Annotated in this window: 16 protein-coding genes and 1 tRNA gene; 7 read left to right on the forward strand and 10 right to left on the reverse strand. The window is 62.6% G+C overall.

Annotated features, from left to right (window positions below; genetic code table 11):
• Positions 1 to 30 precede the first annotated feature (30 nt).
• Positions 31 to 648, reverse strand: coding sequence for a hypothetical protein (locus CCICO_RS10820; RefSeq protein ID WP_018019584.1), 618 nt, complete (start codon positions 646 to 648; stop codon positions 31 to 33).
• Between the two features lie 129 nt (positions 649 to 777).
• On the opposite strand from CCICO_RS10820, the gene CCICO_RS10825 reads away from it, so the two are divergent.
• Together CCICO_RS10825 and CCICO_RS10830 are read left to right on the forward strand one after the other, a co-directional pair.
• Positions 778 to 1269, forward strand: coding sequence for a phage holin family protein (locus CCICO_RS10825; protein WP_018019585.1), 492 nt, complete (start codon positions 778 to 780; stop codon positions 1267 to 1269).
• Positions 1270 to 1380: 111 nt separating this feature from the next.
• Positions 1381 to 2355: an alpha/beta fold hydrolase gene (locus CCICO_RS10830; protein ID WP_018019586.1), complete on the forward strand. Its 975-nt coding sequence runs from the start codon at positions 1381 to 1383 to the stop codon at positions 2353 to 2355.
• Positions 2356 to 2397: 42 nt separating this feature from the next.
• Here the strand turns inward: CCICO_RS10830 and CCICO_RS10835 are convergent, their stop codons facing one another.
• Genes CCICO_RS10835 through nth form a run of 4 tightly spaced genes read right to left on the reverse strand, consistent with a single transcriptional unit; the run spans position 2398 to position 5686 of the window.
• Positions 2398 to 3588, reverse strand: coding sequence for a MarP family serine protease (locus tag CCICO_RS10835; RefSeq protein ID WP_018019587.1), 1191 nt, complete (start codon positions 3586 to 3588; stop codon positions 2398 to 2400).
• 47 nt (positions 3589 to 3635) lie between these two features.
• Positions 3636 to 4361, reverse strand: coding sequence for an NUDIX hydrolase (locus tag CCICO_RS10840; protein ID WP_018019588.1), 726 nt, complete (start codon positions 4359 to 4361; stop codon positions 3636 to 3638).
• Positions 4361 to 4930, reverse strand: coding sequence for a TlpA family protein disulfide reductase (locus tag CCICO_RS10845; protein WP_018019589.1), 570 nt, complete (start codon positions 4928 to 4930; stop codon positions 4361 to 4363). The genes CCICO_RS10840 and CCICO_RS10845 overlap by 1 nt, the downstream gene beginning before the upstream one ends.
• A complete protein-coding gene (nth, locus tag CCICO_RS10850; RefSeq protein ID WP_018019590.1) occupies positions 4931 to 5686 on the reverse strand; it encodes an endonuclease III in 756 nt (251 codons plus the stop codon).
• A 61-nt stretch (positions 5687 to 5747) separates the two neighbouring features.
• On the opposite strand from nth, the gene CCICO_RS10855 reads away from it, so the two are divergent.
• Positions 5748 to 5939, forward strand: a complete 192-nt coding sequence (locus CCICO_RS10855; RefSeq protein ID WP_018019591.1) for a hypothetical protein — start codon at positions 5748 to 5750, stop codon at positions 5937 to 5939.
• Positions 5940 to 6331: 392 nt separating this feature from the next.
• Positions 6332 to 7015, forward strand: a complete 684-nt coding sequence (gene glxR, locus CCICO_RS10860) for a CRP-like cAMP-activated global transcriptional regulator GlxR (protein WP_018019592.1) — start codon at positions 6332 to 6334, stop codon at positions 7013 to 7015.
• A 157-nt stretch (positions 7016 to 7172) separates the two neighbouring features.
• On the opposite strand, the gene CCICO_RS10865 is transcribed toward glxR, so the two are convergent.
• The 4 genes from CCICO_RS10865 to CCICO_RS10880 form a co-directional block, all read right to left on the reverse strand.
• Positions 7173 to 7994 (reverse strand): MBL fold metallo-hydrolase, encoded by an 822-nt coding sequence (locus tag CCICO_RS10865; protein ID WP_026161425.1) that lies wholly within the window; start codon positions 7992 to 7994, stop codon positions 7173 to 7175.
• 41 nt (positions 7995 to 8035) lie between these two features.
• Entirely contained in the window at positions 8036 to 8497 is a 462-nt protein-coding gene (locus CCICO_RS10870) for a RidA family protein (RefSeq protein WP_018019594.1), read from the reverse strand.
• The gene (sp36, locus tag CCICO_RS10875; RefSeq protein WP_018019595.1) at positions 8490 to 8648 is read right to left on the reverse strand and encodes a Sp36 family protein; all 159 of its coding nucleotides are present in this window, start codon (positions 8646 to 8648) and stop codon (positions 8490 to 8492) included. Before sp36 ends, CCICO_RS10870 begins: the two co-directional genes overlap by 8 nt.
• A 154-nt stretch (positions 8649 to 8802) precedes the next feature.
• The gene (locus tag CCICO_RS10880; protein ID WP_018019596.1) at positions 8803 to 9102 is read right to left on the reverse strand and encodes a WhiB family transcriptional regulator; all 300 of its coding nucleotides are present in this window, start codon (positions 9100 to 9102) and stop codon (positions 8803 to 8805) included.
• 183 nt (positions 9103 to 9285) lie between these two features.
• On the opposite strand from CCICO_RS10880, the gene CCICO_RS10885 reads away from it, so the two are divergent.
• Complete coding sequence (locus tag CCICO_RS10885; RefSeq protein ID WP_018019597.1) at positions 9286 to 11658, forward strand: transglycosylase domain-containing protein; 2373 nt, start codon at positions 9286 to 9288, stop codon at positions 11656 to 11658.
• Here the strand turns inward: CCICO_RS10885 and CCICO_RS10890 are convergent.
• Positions 11655 to 12101, reverse strand: coding sequence for a GatB/YqeY domain-containing protein (locus tag CCICO_RS10890; protein WP_018019598.1), 447 nt, complete (start codon positions 12099 to 12101; stop codon positions 11655 to 11657). The genes CCICO_RS10885 and CCICO_RS10890 overlap by 4 nt on opposite strands.
• 29 nt (positions 12102 to 12130) lie before the next feature.
• Here CCICO_RS10890 and CCICO_RS10895 point away from each other — a divergent pair, with 29 nt between their 5' ends.
• Together CCICO_RS10895 and CCICO_RS10900 are read left to right on the forward strand one after the other, a co-directional pair.
• Entirely contained in the window at positions 12131 to 13036 is a 906-nt protein-coding gene (locus CCICO_RS10895) for a metallophosphoesterase (RefSeq protein WP_018019599.1), read from the forward strand.
• A gap of 52 nt (positions 13037 to 13088) precedes the next feature.
• A tRNA-Pro gene (locus CCICO_RS10900) sits at positions 13089 to 13165 on the forward strand.
• The last annotated feature ends 21 nt before the right edge of the window (positions 13166 to 13186 follow it).

Genomic DNA, 13186 nt, shown 5'->3' on the forward strand with positions numbered 1-13186 from the left:
CACCCCGCACAGCCCCGCACAGCCCCGCGCCTAAAACCGCTCCGCCACCCGCGCCGCTTCTTCCCCGCCGCGCACCCACGCCTGAAAGTGCGCTGCGGCCAGCGCGTCCACCTCGCCGCGGCAGTAGCCCTCAATCAGGGCGGTGTGCGCGGCCGGATCGCGCAACAGATAGGGCTCGGGCATGGCCACGCCCTTCGGGTCCAGCCCGGAGGCCATGGCATTGAGCCGCACTGTGGCAAATCCCACGACCATAGAGCGTTCCCCGAAAATGTGGTGGCCGAGGATCTCTCCGTGGAGCAGGGCGCAGGTCTCTACCTGCCCCACCAGTGGCGCTAGCGCGGTGAGTCGTGACGCGTGCCGCTCGGGTAGCCCCTCACCGCCGGCAAGCCGGTCCACTTTGGCCATGACCTGCAGCGGAGCGCGCTGGAAGGTGTCCGCGAGCGCGGGGGTGAGGACCCCATATACCTCTAGGGCATTCACCTCAGAGCCACCTGCGATTTTGCTGAGAGACTGCGCTCCCACGAGGGCGGAGTGGGCGCTGGTAGCCGCGGCATCGCGCAAATTGGCGCGCTTGCGGTGAGCGGTAGCAATACTCGCGTATGCGTCATTGATATGCTGGTGAATGGCTGGATTGCGGAATACATCCATGGCGGCCGAGGTCGAAGCCTTTCCGTGTCGAGTTCACACCCGCGCCGTATTCGTGGCACGATGGTGCACAACTGAAGTCTAAGAAAATACCACTAACGGAGGATCAAGACGGTGAGCAGTTCAAAGGGAATGTACAGCGAAGGGGCACATGCTTTTTCGCCGAAGGTTAACTCGATTCCCCTCAGCGACGCCGACACCCGCGGCCCCGGCGAGGGCTCCATCGGTAACCTCGTGAGCGACGCCACTGCGCAGATGTCCAATCTTTTCCGCGCCGAGGTCGAGCTGGCAAAGGCCGAGGTTGCTCAGGAAGCCAAGAAGGGAGCCATCGGTGGTGGCCTCTTCGGCGTGGCCGGCACGGTCGCCCTCTACTCGTCCTTCTTCTTTTTCTTCTTCCTCGCCGAGCTGCTGTCCACCTGGCTGTCGCGCTGGGCGGCCTTCCTCATCGTCTTCATCATCATGGTGGTTCTGGCCGCTGCCCTGGCCCTCTTTGGCTGGCGCAAGGTGAAGACCATCGGCAAGCCCGAGAAGACGGTGCAGTCGGTTAATGATCTCAAGACCCTTGTCCCGGGCAAGGCCACCAAGAACCTCGAGAAGCGCGAACAGGACGGGATGTACACCTAAGCCGTCGGTGCGCGTGCCCTAATCCCCTCTTCCCTCACGTATTCTTGCTAGGGAACAGGGGATTTCCTTATCTTTGCTTCCACCCCTCGAGTTTGTGAAGGAGTCTCTGCTGTGTCTCGTCGTCCGCTGCTTCAGCGACTGATCCCACCGCGCTGGCGGCGCGAGCACGCCGAGGATGAGGCTGCCTCCTCCCCCACGATCCCCAGTGCAGTGGCCCTCGAAGGCGACTATGAGCACGAGTGGATCCACACCCGTGGCATTCGTCTTCATGCCGCCACCGCCGGCGATCCCCATGATCCGCTCATCGTGTTTGTGCACGGCGCGCTCGGCGGCTGGTTCGATTACCGCCACATCCTTCCCACCGTCGCGGCCGCCGGCTTTCATTGTGTCGCTATCGATATGCGCGGTTTCGGCATGTCAGACAAGCCGCCCAGCGATTATGATCTGCGCACGCTCGCCGGCGATGTCTATGGTGTCATCCACGCAACGGGCCATCAGGACGCGCTCGTGGTGGGCCATGCCGCCGGCGGCGCGGTGGGCTGGGCCCTCGCTATTCACCACCCAGAGGCCATGCGGGGTTTGGTCTCGATCGCCGCTTCCCATCCCACGGATCTGCGGCGCGCCACCTTCAGTTATCCGTGGCTGTTTGGCACTCCCATCATCCGCCACGCCGGCGCGTTGATGCCCTCCCGTGTGCATGGGCTTGTAACCACCCCGCAATCCACGGCGCGGGTCAACTTGGTTGCCAACACCGCCGAGGGCTTTCACGCCACCTCAGCGGGAAGGACGGAGCTGCAGCTGCGCACGGTGGCCTATAGCATCGCTAATACTTCCCAGGCGCGGGCCAAGGTGGCGCGGATCGAGCTTGCCCCGGTGCCGCTGCGGTGGATGACAGCCCCGGTGAATCTTCCCGTACTGCTCATCCAGGATTCCTCTACTCCCTGGGAGAAGCTGGCCGAGCGAGCCGCCAAGCGCGTCACCTCCACAACCAAGGTGGTGCACATTCCGCACACCAAGAACATTCCGCACCTTGAGGCCCCTGCGAGCGTCAGTTCCGTGCTCGTCTCTTTCGCCCGTTCGCTCTAAGGCGCTTATCGACGCCACCTCGCCGCAAGCGCCCCCGCATGCCTAGCCGAGAACGCAGGCTCCGGTGTCTACTGGCCCGTCGAGCGCTTCCGCATCGGCCACGTGCTTGTCCACTTCGGCGCGAGTGAGGGCATAGCCGGTGTCGGTGTCATCGGCAGCCGCGCCAAAGACCACTCCCATCACGTGGCCGTCATCGCTCAGCAGCGGACCGCCGGAGTTGCCCTCCCGGATGGTTCCGCGCACGGTGTAGACCTCGCGATCTACGCGCTGGTCGGCATAGATGGTGGGGCTGTTAATGAGCAAAGAGTCGATGATACGGGCCGGAGCGGCTTCGAAGGGGCCGGACTCGGGAAAGCCCATCACCACGGCATCATCGCCGCTCTGGGCGGGCGCCTCTGTCCAAGGCAGCGGATCCAGCCCTAAACCATCGGTGGCGAGAATCGCTATGTCGATCACGGGGTTGTAGTACACGACTCGCGCGGTGTGATAGCCCACGACGGTATCCAGATCCACTTCGTTAGTTCCGGCCACCACGTGGGCATTCGTCATAATTCGATCTGGGGCCACCACGAAACCAGAGCCCATGAGCCGCCGCTGGCATTGAGGGGCTTCGCCGATGATGTGCACCACCGAGGGGCGTACCCGTTCCACCATTTCCACATCGGCAACCTCGATGCGAGGCGCCTGCACCTGCTCTGGGCGGGGGTTTTGGAAGGGCGAGGTGATCATGGGCATGCCCGAATCATTCAGCAGCACCCGCAGCTTGTCGGTGAGCGCCGCCAATGCGCGCGGGGAGTGGGTATCCACTTGTTGCAGCACCGTGGAGTTACGCACCCCCTTCGCCAGCCGCGAGTTGCCCTCTGCCAGCGGGATCGCCAGCAGCCATGCCACGATGAGCACCACCAGCACCTGGAAGACAGCGCCGGCGAAGGAATCTACCCGGCGCGCCTGCGGGTGGGTCACCTTCTCCCGCAACGAGGCCCCTGCGGTACCACCGATGAAGTAGCCGATACAGGCGGCGATCACCAGCACCGTCACCGCGATCACCACACGCAGCTGGTTGCTTGCGGTTTGCTGCATGGCCAGCGGGGCGAGGGCGAAGCCGATGACGAGCCCGGCGGCCACACCAATGAAGGAAAACATCGAGCCCACGATGCCGTGGCGCCACCCGTCGACAAGCGCAAAGAGCAAGAGGAACACCACGATGGCGTCCACTATCACGCTGGGATCCATTTAGAGCGCCTCTCTTCTCTGCGGCAGGGACATAGTGATTCTAGGGGCTAGAAGTGGCGTTCATTGTTACGCGACGCGGCCAAGGTGGCGCGCAAATCGTACACGCGATCCTGCGCCCACGGCCGAGCCCAACCGGCCTGGGCTAAAGCTGCACTCAGGATACCGCCCGTGAAGCCCCACACAATGTAGCCACGACACCTAAATGCTGGGCCGCGCCAGGAACCATGACCCACCATGAGCCGATTATCCGGCTCAACGAGCTCTGCGATGGGGGCGCGGAAGACATCGTCGGTCTCCTCAAGACTCACCGCTGAGACCTCGGCGGGGGCGTGCTGATAGGCGATCACCGGATATACCGGATAGCCAGTGCGGCGCACATGCACTTCCTCCATTTGGGCCAAGGGGGTCACCGCTGCCCGGTTTAAGCCCGTCTCCTCGTGAGCTTCGCGCAGCGCACAGTCCACCGCGTTGACATCGCTGGGATCCACGCGGCCGCCGGGGAAGGCAATCTGGCCGGAGTGGTTGCGCATCCGCGGCGAGCGGTGTGTAAGCAGCACGCTAGCGCTCGGCGGAAGCTGAGGGGGCTGGGAGGGGCCGTCGATAAGCATGAGCACCGCGGCCTGTCGATCCCGTTGGGGGCCGGCATACCGGGCTCGATCGGACAACGCCCGATGCACATGCCCGCCATCCACCGCGCGAACCAGCGGCTGCAGCCACACCGGCGCCGCCTCAGGACGCAGGCGGGTATTCGCCCCAGGGGAATCAGAGAACATCACACTGCCTCCTCCAATTCCTCCACCGAGGAGAAGGGCTGCGGCAAAATCCGGTCCACCTCACCATCGCGCAGCACCACCGTCACCGGCACCACCGGCGGCAGCGACCATGCTTCGGCGGCAGCGCCGTCCGCATCCTGGAAACTGGGCAGATCGATCCCGAGATCATCAAGCAGGGCGGCTCCGCGGCCTGCGTCGCGATCAGCGTGCACTCCCACCACGGTCACCTCTGGGTGTCGCGCCGCGTACTGCTCGATCACCGGCAGCTCCTCGCGGCAGGGGCCACACCACCACGCCCACACATTCACCAGCACCAGCGGCGAGGCCTCGCCGGTGGTTCGAGCACCCAGGCAGGGCAACTCCACGCCGAGCTGTGCCTCGGGGCAGTCTGGGCGAGTCCCTGCAGCCGGGGAAGGGGCGGGTGTATCGGCAGTGCTCTGATCGTGATGCTGATCGCTGCCCTGAGGCGGCTGTGTGTCGGAGCTACGGAGCTGCTGTGCCACGATCACCGCAATAAGAATGATGGAGACCACAACGAACCCTGCAAACCAACGCAGATGCGAGCGCATCTATCCCTCCTCAATCCCAGCGAGCTGCAGCAGATGCTCACGCACCGCGCCGTCGGGGGCGCGCAGCAACTTCCGCGCATCAGGCACCTCCGCTGGGCCCACGCGACCGAAGCTCGGGCACTGTTTCCTCAGAAAGCATACCCCGCAGGCTGCGCGGCGCGAGTGGCAGATCTGGCGGCCATGGTAGATGATGCGGTGGGAAAAATCAGTCCACTCGGACTGCGGCAATTGAGTGGCTAGCACCGCCTCCACCTTCACCGGATCCTCGTGCTCGGTGAGCTCCAGCCGCCGCACGCAGCGACCAAAATGAGTATCCACAGTGAGACCTGGAACATCGAAAGCATTACCCAACACCACATTCGCAGTCTTACGCCCCACTCCAGGCAGGGCTGTGAGCTCGGCGAGCGTGCCGGGAACCTCCCCGCCGTGCTGCTCACACAGGGCGAGCGCGATGCCCGCGACCGCTTTAGCTTTGTTGCGATAGAATCCCGTGGGTCTGATCAACTCCTCGAGCTCTTCTGGACTGGCCTCTGCCATCGCCTCCGGCGTGGGGAATCGGCCAAAAAGACGCGGGGTCACCTCATTGACGCGTTTGTCCGTGCACTGCGCGCTGAGTACCGTCGCGATCAGTAGCTCGAAAGCAGTAGAGAAATCGAGAGCGCAGCGCGCATCCGGGTAGCCGGCTTCGAGCAGCCTGCTGATCTTGCGCGCGCGACGCGTGCGGGCGAGCGGTGTGGTGCCAAAGGTTCGTCCCATAGATATAAGACTAAGCCACGCGAGATCGCCCCAGTTTGCCCCACTAGTAGAATGGAGTCCCATGAGTTCACTTTTTGCACTTGCCACCCCAGTAGTACTGGCGGTTTTCGCCATGGGCATGGAGCGCTGCGAGAGCTCCTCCACCACCTCGCGCATCCGGAAGCAGCGGCGCGAACAGCAACAGGCTGTCACCCTCGCCCAAGCGGAGCGCGAAACCACCGCCGAGCACACCTCGGATCAGGCCGCAGCCTAAGACCTCCCACCTTTTTGCTTGTGTGAGTTTCTCAGGCTTCTATGAAGTGATCACATAAATTCGCCTTGGCGCGCTACATCACATGGCGGGGGTGAGTAGCTCACATTCACCCCCAAATTTGCACAGCTGCACAGCGGTAGCCCACTCTGTGGAATCGCCAAAAACCTCCCTACCTGCACCTTTCCTGAGTCGGCATGGCAAGATGTCAAATAGTGACACACTCCATAGTAGGATGAGTGGAGACGAAGACGGCGCGGGTGCGCGCCCCACATGGCCGAAACGTGACCGATAGATGTTTGGATATGTTGGTATACAGACACTCTTTGGTATGTGGGCCCCACCTCACTAGCACCCCTACCGCCATACTCAGCGAAGATACAAGGAGTTACACAGTGGAATCCGTACAGGAAATCTTGTCGCGGGCAGGCATCTTTCAGGGTGTCGACCCAGTGGCGGTAGCCACCCTCATTCAGGATCTGGAGACCGTGCGTTTCCCGCGCGGCACCACCATCTTCGAGGAAGGCGAGCCCGGTGACCGGCTGTACATCATTACCTCCGGCAAGGTGAAGCTGGCCCGCCACTCCGCCGATGGCCGCGAGAACCTGCTCACCGTGATGGGCCCCTCCGACATGTTCGGTGAGCTGTCCATCTTCGACCCCGGCCCGCGCACCAGCGCCGCTGTCTGTGTCACCGAAGTCCAGGCTGCCACCATGAACTCCGAGATGCTGCGGAAGTGGATCGCTGACCACCCCGAAATCTCCGAGCAGCTGCTGCGCGTGCTGGCCCGTCGCCTGCGCCGCACCAACAACTCGCTGGCCGATCTCATCTTCACGGACGTGCCCGGCCGCGTGGCCAAGACCCTGCTGCAGCTGGCCAACCGCTTCGGTACCCAAGAAGGCGGCGCACTGCGCGTGAACCACGACCTCACCCAAGAGGAGATCGCCCAGCTGGTGGGCGCCTCCCGTGAGACCGTGAACAAGGCGCTCGCCACCTTCGCCCACCGCGGCTGGATCCGCCTCGAGGGCAAGTCGGTGCTCATTGTTGCCACCGACCAGCTGGCCCGCCGCGCCCGCTAACACTGCAGTTCATCACCGCCACACCGCCGCACTGCCCCTGCTGATTCGCGAGGGTGCGGCGGTGTTCGCGTATCTCGGTCCCGCCGCTGTGAAGCCGGACAAAAAAAGGGCGGCACCGCCTTGTCGCAGTGCCACCCTTATCGCTGTAGTCGGGCCCCTACTTGGAAGGAACCTCCACGCCGAGATAGCGCAACGTCACCCGAGTGGATTGCTCCGCCGCATGGCGCAATACCGGATCCACATCGGTGTAAATCTCATCAATCAAGCTGCGCACAGTGGCCTTATCACCGAGCTTTTCCAGCGCGTCCTTCACCTGCTGCAGGCGCATCTTGCGCCGCTCAATGTATTTCTTGGCGAAGACGGAAATGTCCTCCGCATCCGGGCCGTGGCCCGGCAGCAGCCGCACCTTCTTGCCCCGCTTCTTCAGCATCTTCAGCGTTCGCAGGTACGCCTCCAGATCTCCATCGGTCTCGGAGATCATGGTGGTGTGCCGGCCGGCGATCGTGTCACCGGTAATAATGCCTTCCAAGGTAGAGCTAGCGGGCTTGCCAGACCACACAAATAGGCACACCGAGTCACTGGTGTGGCCGGGGGTGTGCACCACCTCGATCTGCGGGGTCACACCCTCAACTTTGATGATCTCGCCATCCTCCAGCGGCGCCCCTCCCACGCAGTAGCGTTTATCGAAGGCCCGCACCGGTGCGCCGGTGAGCTGCCGGATCCGCTGTGCAGAGTCCGCATGATCGGCGTGGCGGTGCGTCAACAGCACCTCCGCTACCTCAGAGGCATTCTTATTGAGCACATTCAAGTGCCCCTCATCCTCCGGTCCGGGATCCACCACGATGCTGCGGGGATCTCCCTCGGCGCGAATAACCCACGAGTTGGTGCCCTCGAGTGAGCTGTAGCCGGGGTTGGGGCACAGCACCACTCCCACGGACGGAGATACTGGGCGTAGCTGACTATAAGCGGGATGCTCCATACCCATTAGCTTAACCCCGATACTTGGTTCTCGACCATTAATTAGGCCCGCTTTTCGACGACAAGCTCAACCTCAACCGGCGCCCCCAGCGGCAGTTCAGCCACCCCGACTGCGGAGCGCACATGCTGTCCTGCCTCACCAAAGATCTCGCCGATGAGTTCCGATGCCCCATTGACCACAGCGGGCTGAGCGTGAAAGCCTTCCGCGCTGGCCACAAAGCCCGTAATTTTCAGCACCCGTGCCACATTATCGATGCCCACCACGGAGTCCACGGCGGCGAGAGCATTCAGCACCGCACAGCGGGCACAGTCCTGAGCCTGCTCGGCGGAGACGGTGTCACCCACCTTGCCGGTGATTTTCAGCTCGCCATTAACGAAGGGCAGCTGCCCCGAGGTCCACACCTGGTTTCCCACCTCGGCAGCGGGAATATAAGCGGCCACCGGCGCGGCGACCTCCGGCAGAGTGATACCAAGCTCCTGCAGCCGAGCGCTGATGCTAGTCATTTTTCACCCGCTTCATGTAGGCCACCAGATTCTCCGGGTTCGGGCCCGGGATCACGGTGACGAGCTCCCAGCCGTCTTCCCCCCAGGTATCCAGGATTTGTTTGGTGGCGTGGCTAATCAGCGGCACAGTGGCGTATTCCCATTGAGTCATGAGCCCTACCTTAGTGATCTCCGCGCCCCCGCGCGGCGCCGCCCCCACCCCCAGGGTGAACTAGACACAATTCACAAAAATACGGACCCGAAACTTGCATAACTTACGGATCCGTCATTTTTGCTACAGAAATTGTATCTGCTGTTCAGTGCGGCTAAATTCCCACCAGTTCGCCGCCACGTGCCAGATAGTTGGACCAATCCTCGATGTGGGGATTCTTCCGCAATAGTGCACGGCGCTGGCGCTCCGTCAGCCCGCCCCAGACTCCGAACTCGATCCGGTTATCAAGGGCATCGGCCAAACAATGGGTGCTCACGGGGCATTCTTCACAGATTTGGGCCGCCCGGCGCTGGGCCGCGCCACGGACAAACAAAGCATCCGGATCGCCGCTGCGACAACGCGCCCGAGTGACCCAATCTTCGCGCTCGATGGACTCGGTGGAGGAGGAGTGCATTCCGCTGGGGGCCGCTTCTCGGTTCAAAATGAGTGAAGTAGTCATCTCCAAAACACGCCTCTCATTGATCAGCTATTTGATACGTGTAAGTGTATTCACAGGGACGCGGGGGTGTCGAATACTGAATAAAAAGGGGGTAATTCAGGATTCACAAGCGGCAGACGGTTGCGTACTGTAAGGGAGGTGTCCAGCATTGAATCCTTGGGAAAAGTTCTCATCGCCACCGTTGCCGCTGGTGTGTTGAGTGCCGTGGCGTTGACGCCGCTGGCGGGACTCTCCGGCGCGGCAGTCGCCCGCGCCCATGAATCGATGGCCTCTGACATCGAGAACCTCACCGATGGCACCGCCCCTGGCGTGACCGAGATCCAAGACAGGCACGGTGCGCCCATGGCTTGGCTCTACACTCAGCGCCGCTTTGAGGTGCCCCCGGATAGGATTTCCGATGCCATGAAGCAGGCCATCGTCTCTATCGAGGATCGCCGCTTTTATGAGCACGACGGGGTGGATTGGCAAGGCGCCGGCCGCGCCATGGTGAAAAACATGCTCGCCGGCAGCGTGCTGGAGGGCGCGTCCACCTTGGATCAGCAGTACATCAAGAACTATGCGCTCTTGGTGGAAGCGGATAATGATGAGGAACAGGCCGAGGCCATCGAAACCTCCTATACCCGCAAGTTCCGAGAGATCCGCGCCGCCGCCGAGCTAGAGAAGCGGCTCAACAAGGACGAGATCTTGGGGCGCTATCTCAACCTCGTGCCTTTTGGTAATGGCGCCTACGGAGTAGAGGCCGCCGCCCGCACCTACTTCGGAGTGAGCGCCGCGGAGCTCACCGTGCCCCAGGCCGCCACTCTGGCCGGCATCGTGCAGTCCTCCTCCATGCTGGACCCCTACAACAACATTGAAGGTGTCACCTCCCGCCGAAACCTAGTGCTCAACGCCATGGCGGAGATGAACTACATCAGCCGCGAGGATGCCGATGCCTTCGCCATGGAGCCGCTAGGAGTGCTGGACGAGCCCCAAGGACTTCCCAATGGCTGCATCACCACCGGCGATCGTGGTTTCTTCTGTGATTATGTGATTCGCTATCTCGCAGATAAGGGCATCAGCGAGGAGGATCTGCGCACGAACGCCTACACCATCCGCACCTCGCTCGATCCCGAGGTGCAAACCGCCGCCAAGAATGCCGTGACCACCTACACCGACCCCCACGCCCCAGGTGTGGCCGAGGTGATGAACGTGATCAAACCGGGCAAGTACTCCCGCGAGATTCAGGCCATGGTCTCCTCGCGCACCTATGGCCTCAATGGTGAGGCCGGGGAGACGATCCTGCCGCAGGCCTCCACCATGGTGGGCAATGGCGCCGGGTCAGTATTCAAGGTGTTTACCGCCGCCGCGGCGATCGAACAGGGCATGGGTATCGACACGCAGCTGTCTGTACCGAAGCGTTACGAGGCCTATGGGCTTGGCGAGGGCGGCGCCGAAGGCTGCCCGCCTGGCGCGTATTGCGTGGAAAACGCCGGCACCTATCCGCCCAAGATGTCCTTGAAGGGCGCACTGGCGAAATCTCCGAACACTCCCTTCGTGGAGCTCATTGAGAAGGTCGGGGTGGGCTCCGTGGTGGATCTGTCGGTGAAGATGGGCCTGCGCTCCTATAGCGCCCCAGGCAGCTTCGATGGGGAAAGCTCCATCGCTGAGTACATGAAGAATTCCAACCTGGGCTCCTACACGCTCGGCCCGACGGCGGTGAATCCGCTCGAGTTATCGAATGTGGGCGCCACCATCGCCTCCGACGGCATTTGGTGCGAGCCCAATCCGGTGATGGAGATGACCGACCGCGAGGGCAAGGAGGTTGAGCTAGACCGCCCCGAATGCGAGCGGGCACTATCGAGTGGCGTGGCTCAGGCGCTCAGCGACGCCTTAAGCGATGATTTCCACACCGGCACCGCCTCCGAGTCGGCGAAGTCGATGGGCTGGAGCGGCTCGGCCGCCGGCAAGACCGGCACCACCGAATCCAACCAGTCGAGCTCCTTCCTCGGCTTCAACTCTGGTTTTGCCGCCGCCCCCTATATCTACAACGACGGCACCTCCACTTCCCCGCTGTGTACCTCCCCGGTGCGGCAGTGCGGCCGCGGTGATCTCTACGGCGGCAAGGAGCCGGCGCGCACCTGGATTTCCGCAGCCCAGCAGGTACCCGCCGCGAGCAACGGCAACCTCGAGGCCGCGGATGGCCGCTTCCGCCAAGGAACCGCCAAGGATCGAATTCCGAAGGTGGTGGGCATGCAGGAAAAGGATGCGGTGCGCACTATCGAAGAGGCCGGCTTCCGCGCCCAGGTTCAGTTCGTCACCGGCAATGGCACCCCGCGCGGGCAGGTGAAAGAGATCAAGCACGATGCGGTGGTACACGAGGGGTCCACGGTGACTCTGAATGTTTCCGATGGCTCGGCCCCGCCGCCACCTCCACCGCCGCCAGCCCCGCGTCCGCGCTCGGAGCCGCTGCCGCCGCTGCCGAACACCGACGAGATCGCCGATGCGATCAACGATATTCTGCGAAACCTCTAGCTCAGTTTGGCTTTCACTACAGCGGAGATGCGGGCACCGTCGGCTTGGCCGGCGGCCTGCGCTGTGGCGGCCTTCATTACCGCACCCATCTCGCGCATGGAGGACGCGCCGGTGTCGGCGATGCAAGAATCGACCAGTTCCTCCAGCTCGGCGTCACTGAGCTGGGCTGGCTGGTAGCTCTGTAGCACGGCGATCTCGGCTTCTTCGGTGGCGGCGAGTTCGTCTCGGCCGGCATCACGATAGGTTGTGACGGATTCACGGCGCTTCTTGATTTCGCGGGCGATGACGGTGAGGATGTCGGCGTCGACAAGCTCGGAGCCAGAAGAGGTCTTCTCGTACTGCAGCGCAGAGAGCAGCTGGCGGATGGCATTGGAGCGCTGCTTATCGCGGGCTTTCATGGACTCTTTGAGATCGGCGCGGATCTGTTGTTCTAATTCGCTCATGCCTCAACGATATCGCTAGGGTGTGAGGTGTGACTGCATTATTCCGCCGACTTGGCTCCGCGAGCGCCGCCGTCGCCGCCGTGGGAGTAGGCACCCTACTCAAGGGCATCGATAACACCAGCGACTTCCGCCTCGACACCATCGAGCTGCCGCTGCTGGAACCTGGGGTGCTGCGCGAAAAGGAGTCCTTCGACATCCTCCACATCGCGGATCTGCACATGCTGCCCTCGCAAGGAGACAAGCAGCAGTTCGTCTCCGAGTTGGCGGCATGCAGCCCCGATCTGGTGATCAACACCGGCGATAATCTCGGCGACCCCCAGGCGGTGCCCTATGTGCTGCAGGCACTGAATCCGCTGCTGGATGTGCCCGGAATGTTCGTCTTCGGTACGAATGACTACTTCGCGCCGCGCCCGGTGAACCCCTTTACTTATCTGGTGGGCAAAAAACGCACCCCCTCCCGTGTGGAGCTGCCGTGGAAGGGCATGCGGGCCGCGTTCATTGAACGAGGCTGGCACGATGCCACCCATAAGAGAGTAGAGGTCAAGGTGGGCGATGTGCGCCTGGCCGTGGCTGGGGTGGATGATCCGCACCATGATCTCGATGATTATGGTCTCATCGCCGGCGCCCCCAACCCAGATGCTGATCTGTCCATCGCGCTCACCCACTCCCCCGAGCCCCGAGTGCTGCAACGCTTCGCCGCCGACGGCTACCAGCTGAGCATCTCTGGCCACACCCACGGCGGGCAGATCTGCTTGCCCGGTGGGCGTTCCATCGTGACCAACTGCGGGATAGACCGCGAGCGCGCCCACGGGTTGCACCGCTTCGAGCAAATGCACATGTATGTTTCCCCCGGCTTGGGCACCTCCAAGTACGCACCGGTGCGGCTGAACTGCCCGCCCACCGCCACCCTGCTACGCATCACGGAACACCGCTAGCTGCTGTTTTGTAGTTTCCTCAGGCCCTGTCCTATAGTGTTTCAGGTAGCAACGGGATATGGCGCAGCTTGGTAGCGCGCTTCGTTCGGGACGAAGAGGTCGCAGGTTCAAATCCTGTTATCCCGACCATTAAGAAAAGGTCAATCACCA

The sequence above is a fragment of the Corynebacterium ciconiae DSM 44920 genome, from assembly GCF_030440575.1.
In the GTDB taxonomy this organism is placed as follows: domain Bacteria; phylum Actinomycetota; class Actinomycetes; order Mycobacteriales; family Mycobacteriaceae; genus Corynebacterium; species Corynebacterium ciconiae.

Bases quoted from the DNA above. Each gene is read 5' to 3' on its own strand.
- CCICO_RS10880 (WP_018019596.1), bottom strand. From the start codon at position 9,102: ATGCACTCCTCCTCCACCGAGTCCATCGAGCGCGAAGATTGGGTCACT.
- CCICO_RS10870 (WP_018019594.1), bottom strand. From the start codon at position 8,497: ATGACTAGCATCAGCGCTCGGCTGCAGGAGCTTGGTATCACTCTGCCG.
- CCICO_RS10865 (WP_026161425.1), bottom strand. From the start codon at position 7,994: ATGGAGCATCCCGCTTATAGTCAGCTACGCCCAGTATCTCCGTCCGTG.
- CCICO_RS10890 (WP_018019598.1), bottom strand. From the start codon at position 12,101: ATGAGCGAATTAGAACAACAGATCCGCGCCGATCTCAAAGAGTCCATG.
- CCICO_RS10845 (WP_018019589.1), bottom strand. From the start codon at position 4,930: ATGCGCTCGCATCTGCGTTGGTTTGCAGGGTTCGTTGTGGTCTCCATC.
- CCICO_RS10855 (WP_018019591.1), top strand. From the start codon at position 5,748: ATGAGTTCACTTTTTGCACTTGCCACCCCAGTAGTACTGGCGGTTTTC.
- CCICO_RS10825 (WP_018019585.1), top strand. From the start codon at position 778: ATGTACAGCGAAGGGGCACATGCTTTTTCGCCGAAGGTTAACTCGATT.
- CCICO_RS10840 (WP_018019588.1), bottom strand. From the start codon at position 4,361: ATGTTCTCTGATTCCCCTGGGGCGAATACCCGCCTGCGTCCTGAGGCG.
- CCICO_RS10820 (WP_018019584.1), bottom strand. From the start codon at position 648: ATGGATGTATTCCGCAATCCAGCCATTCACCAGCATATCAATGACGCA.
- sp36 (WP_018019595.1), bottom strand. From the start codon at position 8,648: ATGACTCAATGGGAATACGCCACTGTGCCGCTGATTAGCCACGCCACC.
- CCICO_RS10835 (WP_018019587.1), bottom strand. From the start codon at position 3,588: ATGGATCCCAGCGTGATAGTGGACGCCATCGTGGTGTTCCTCTTGCTC.
- nth (WP_018019590.1), bottom strand. From the start codon at position 5,686: ATGGGACGAACCTTTGGCACCACACCGCTCGCCCGCACGCGTCGCGCG.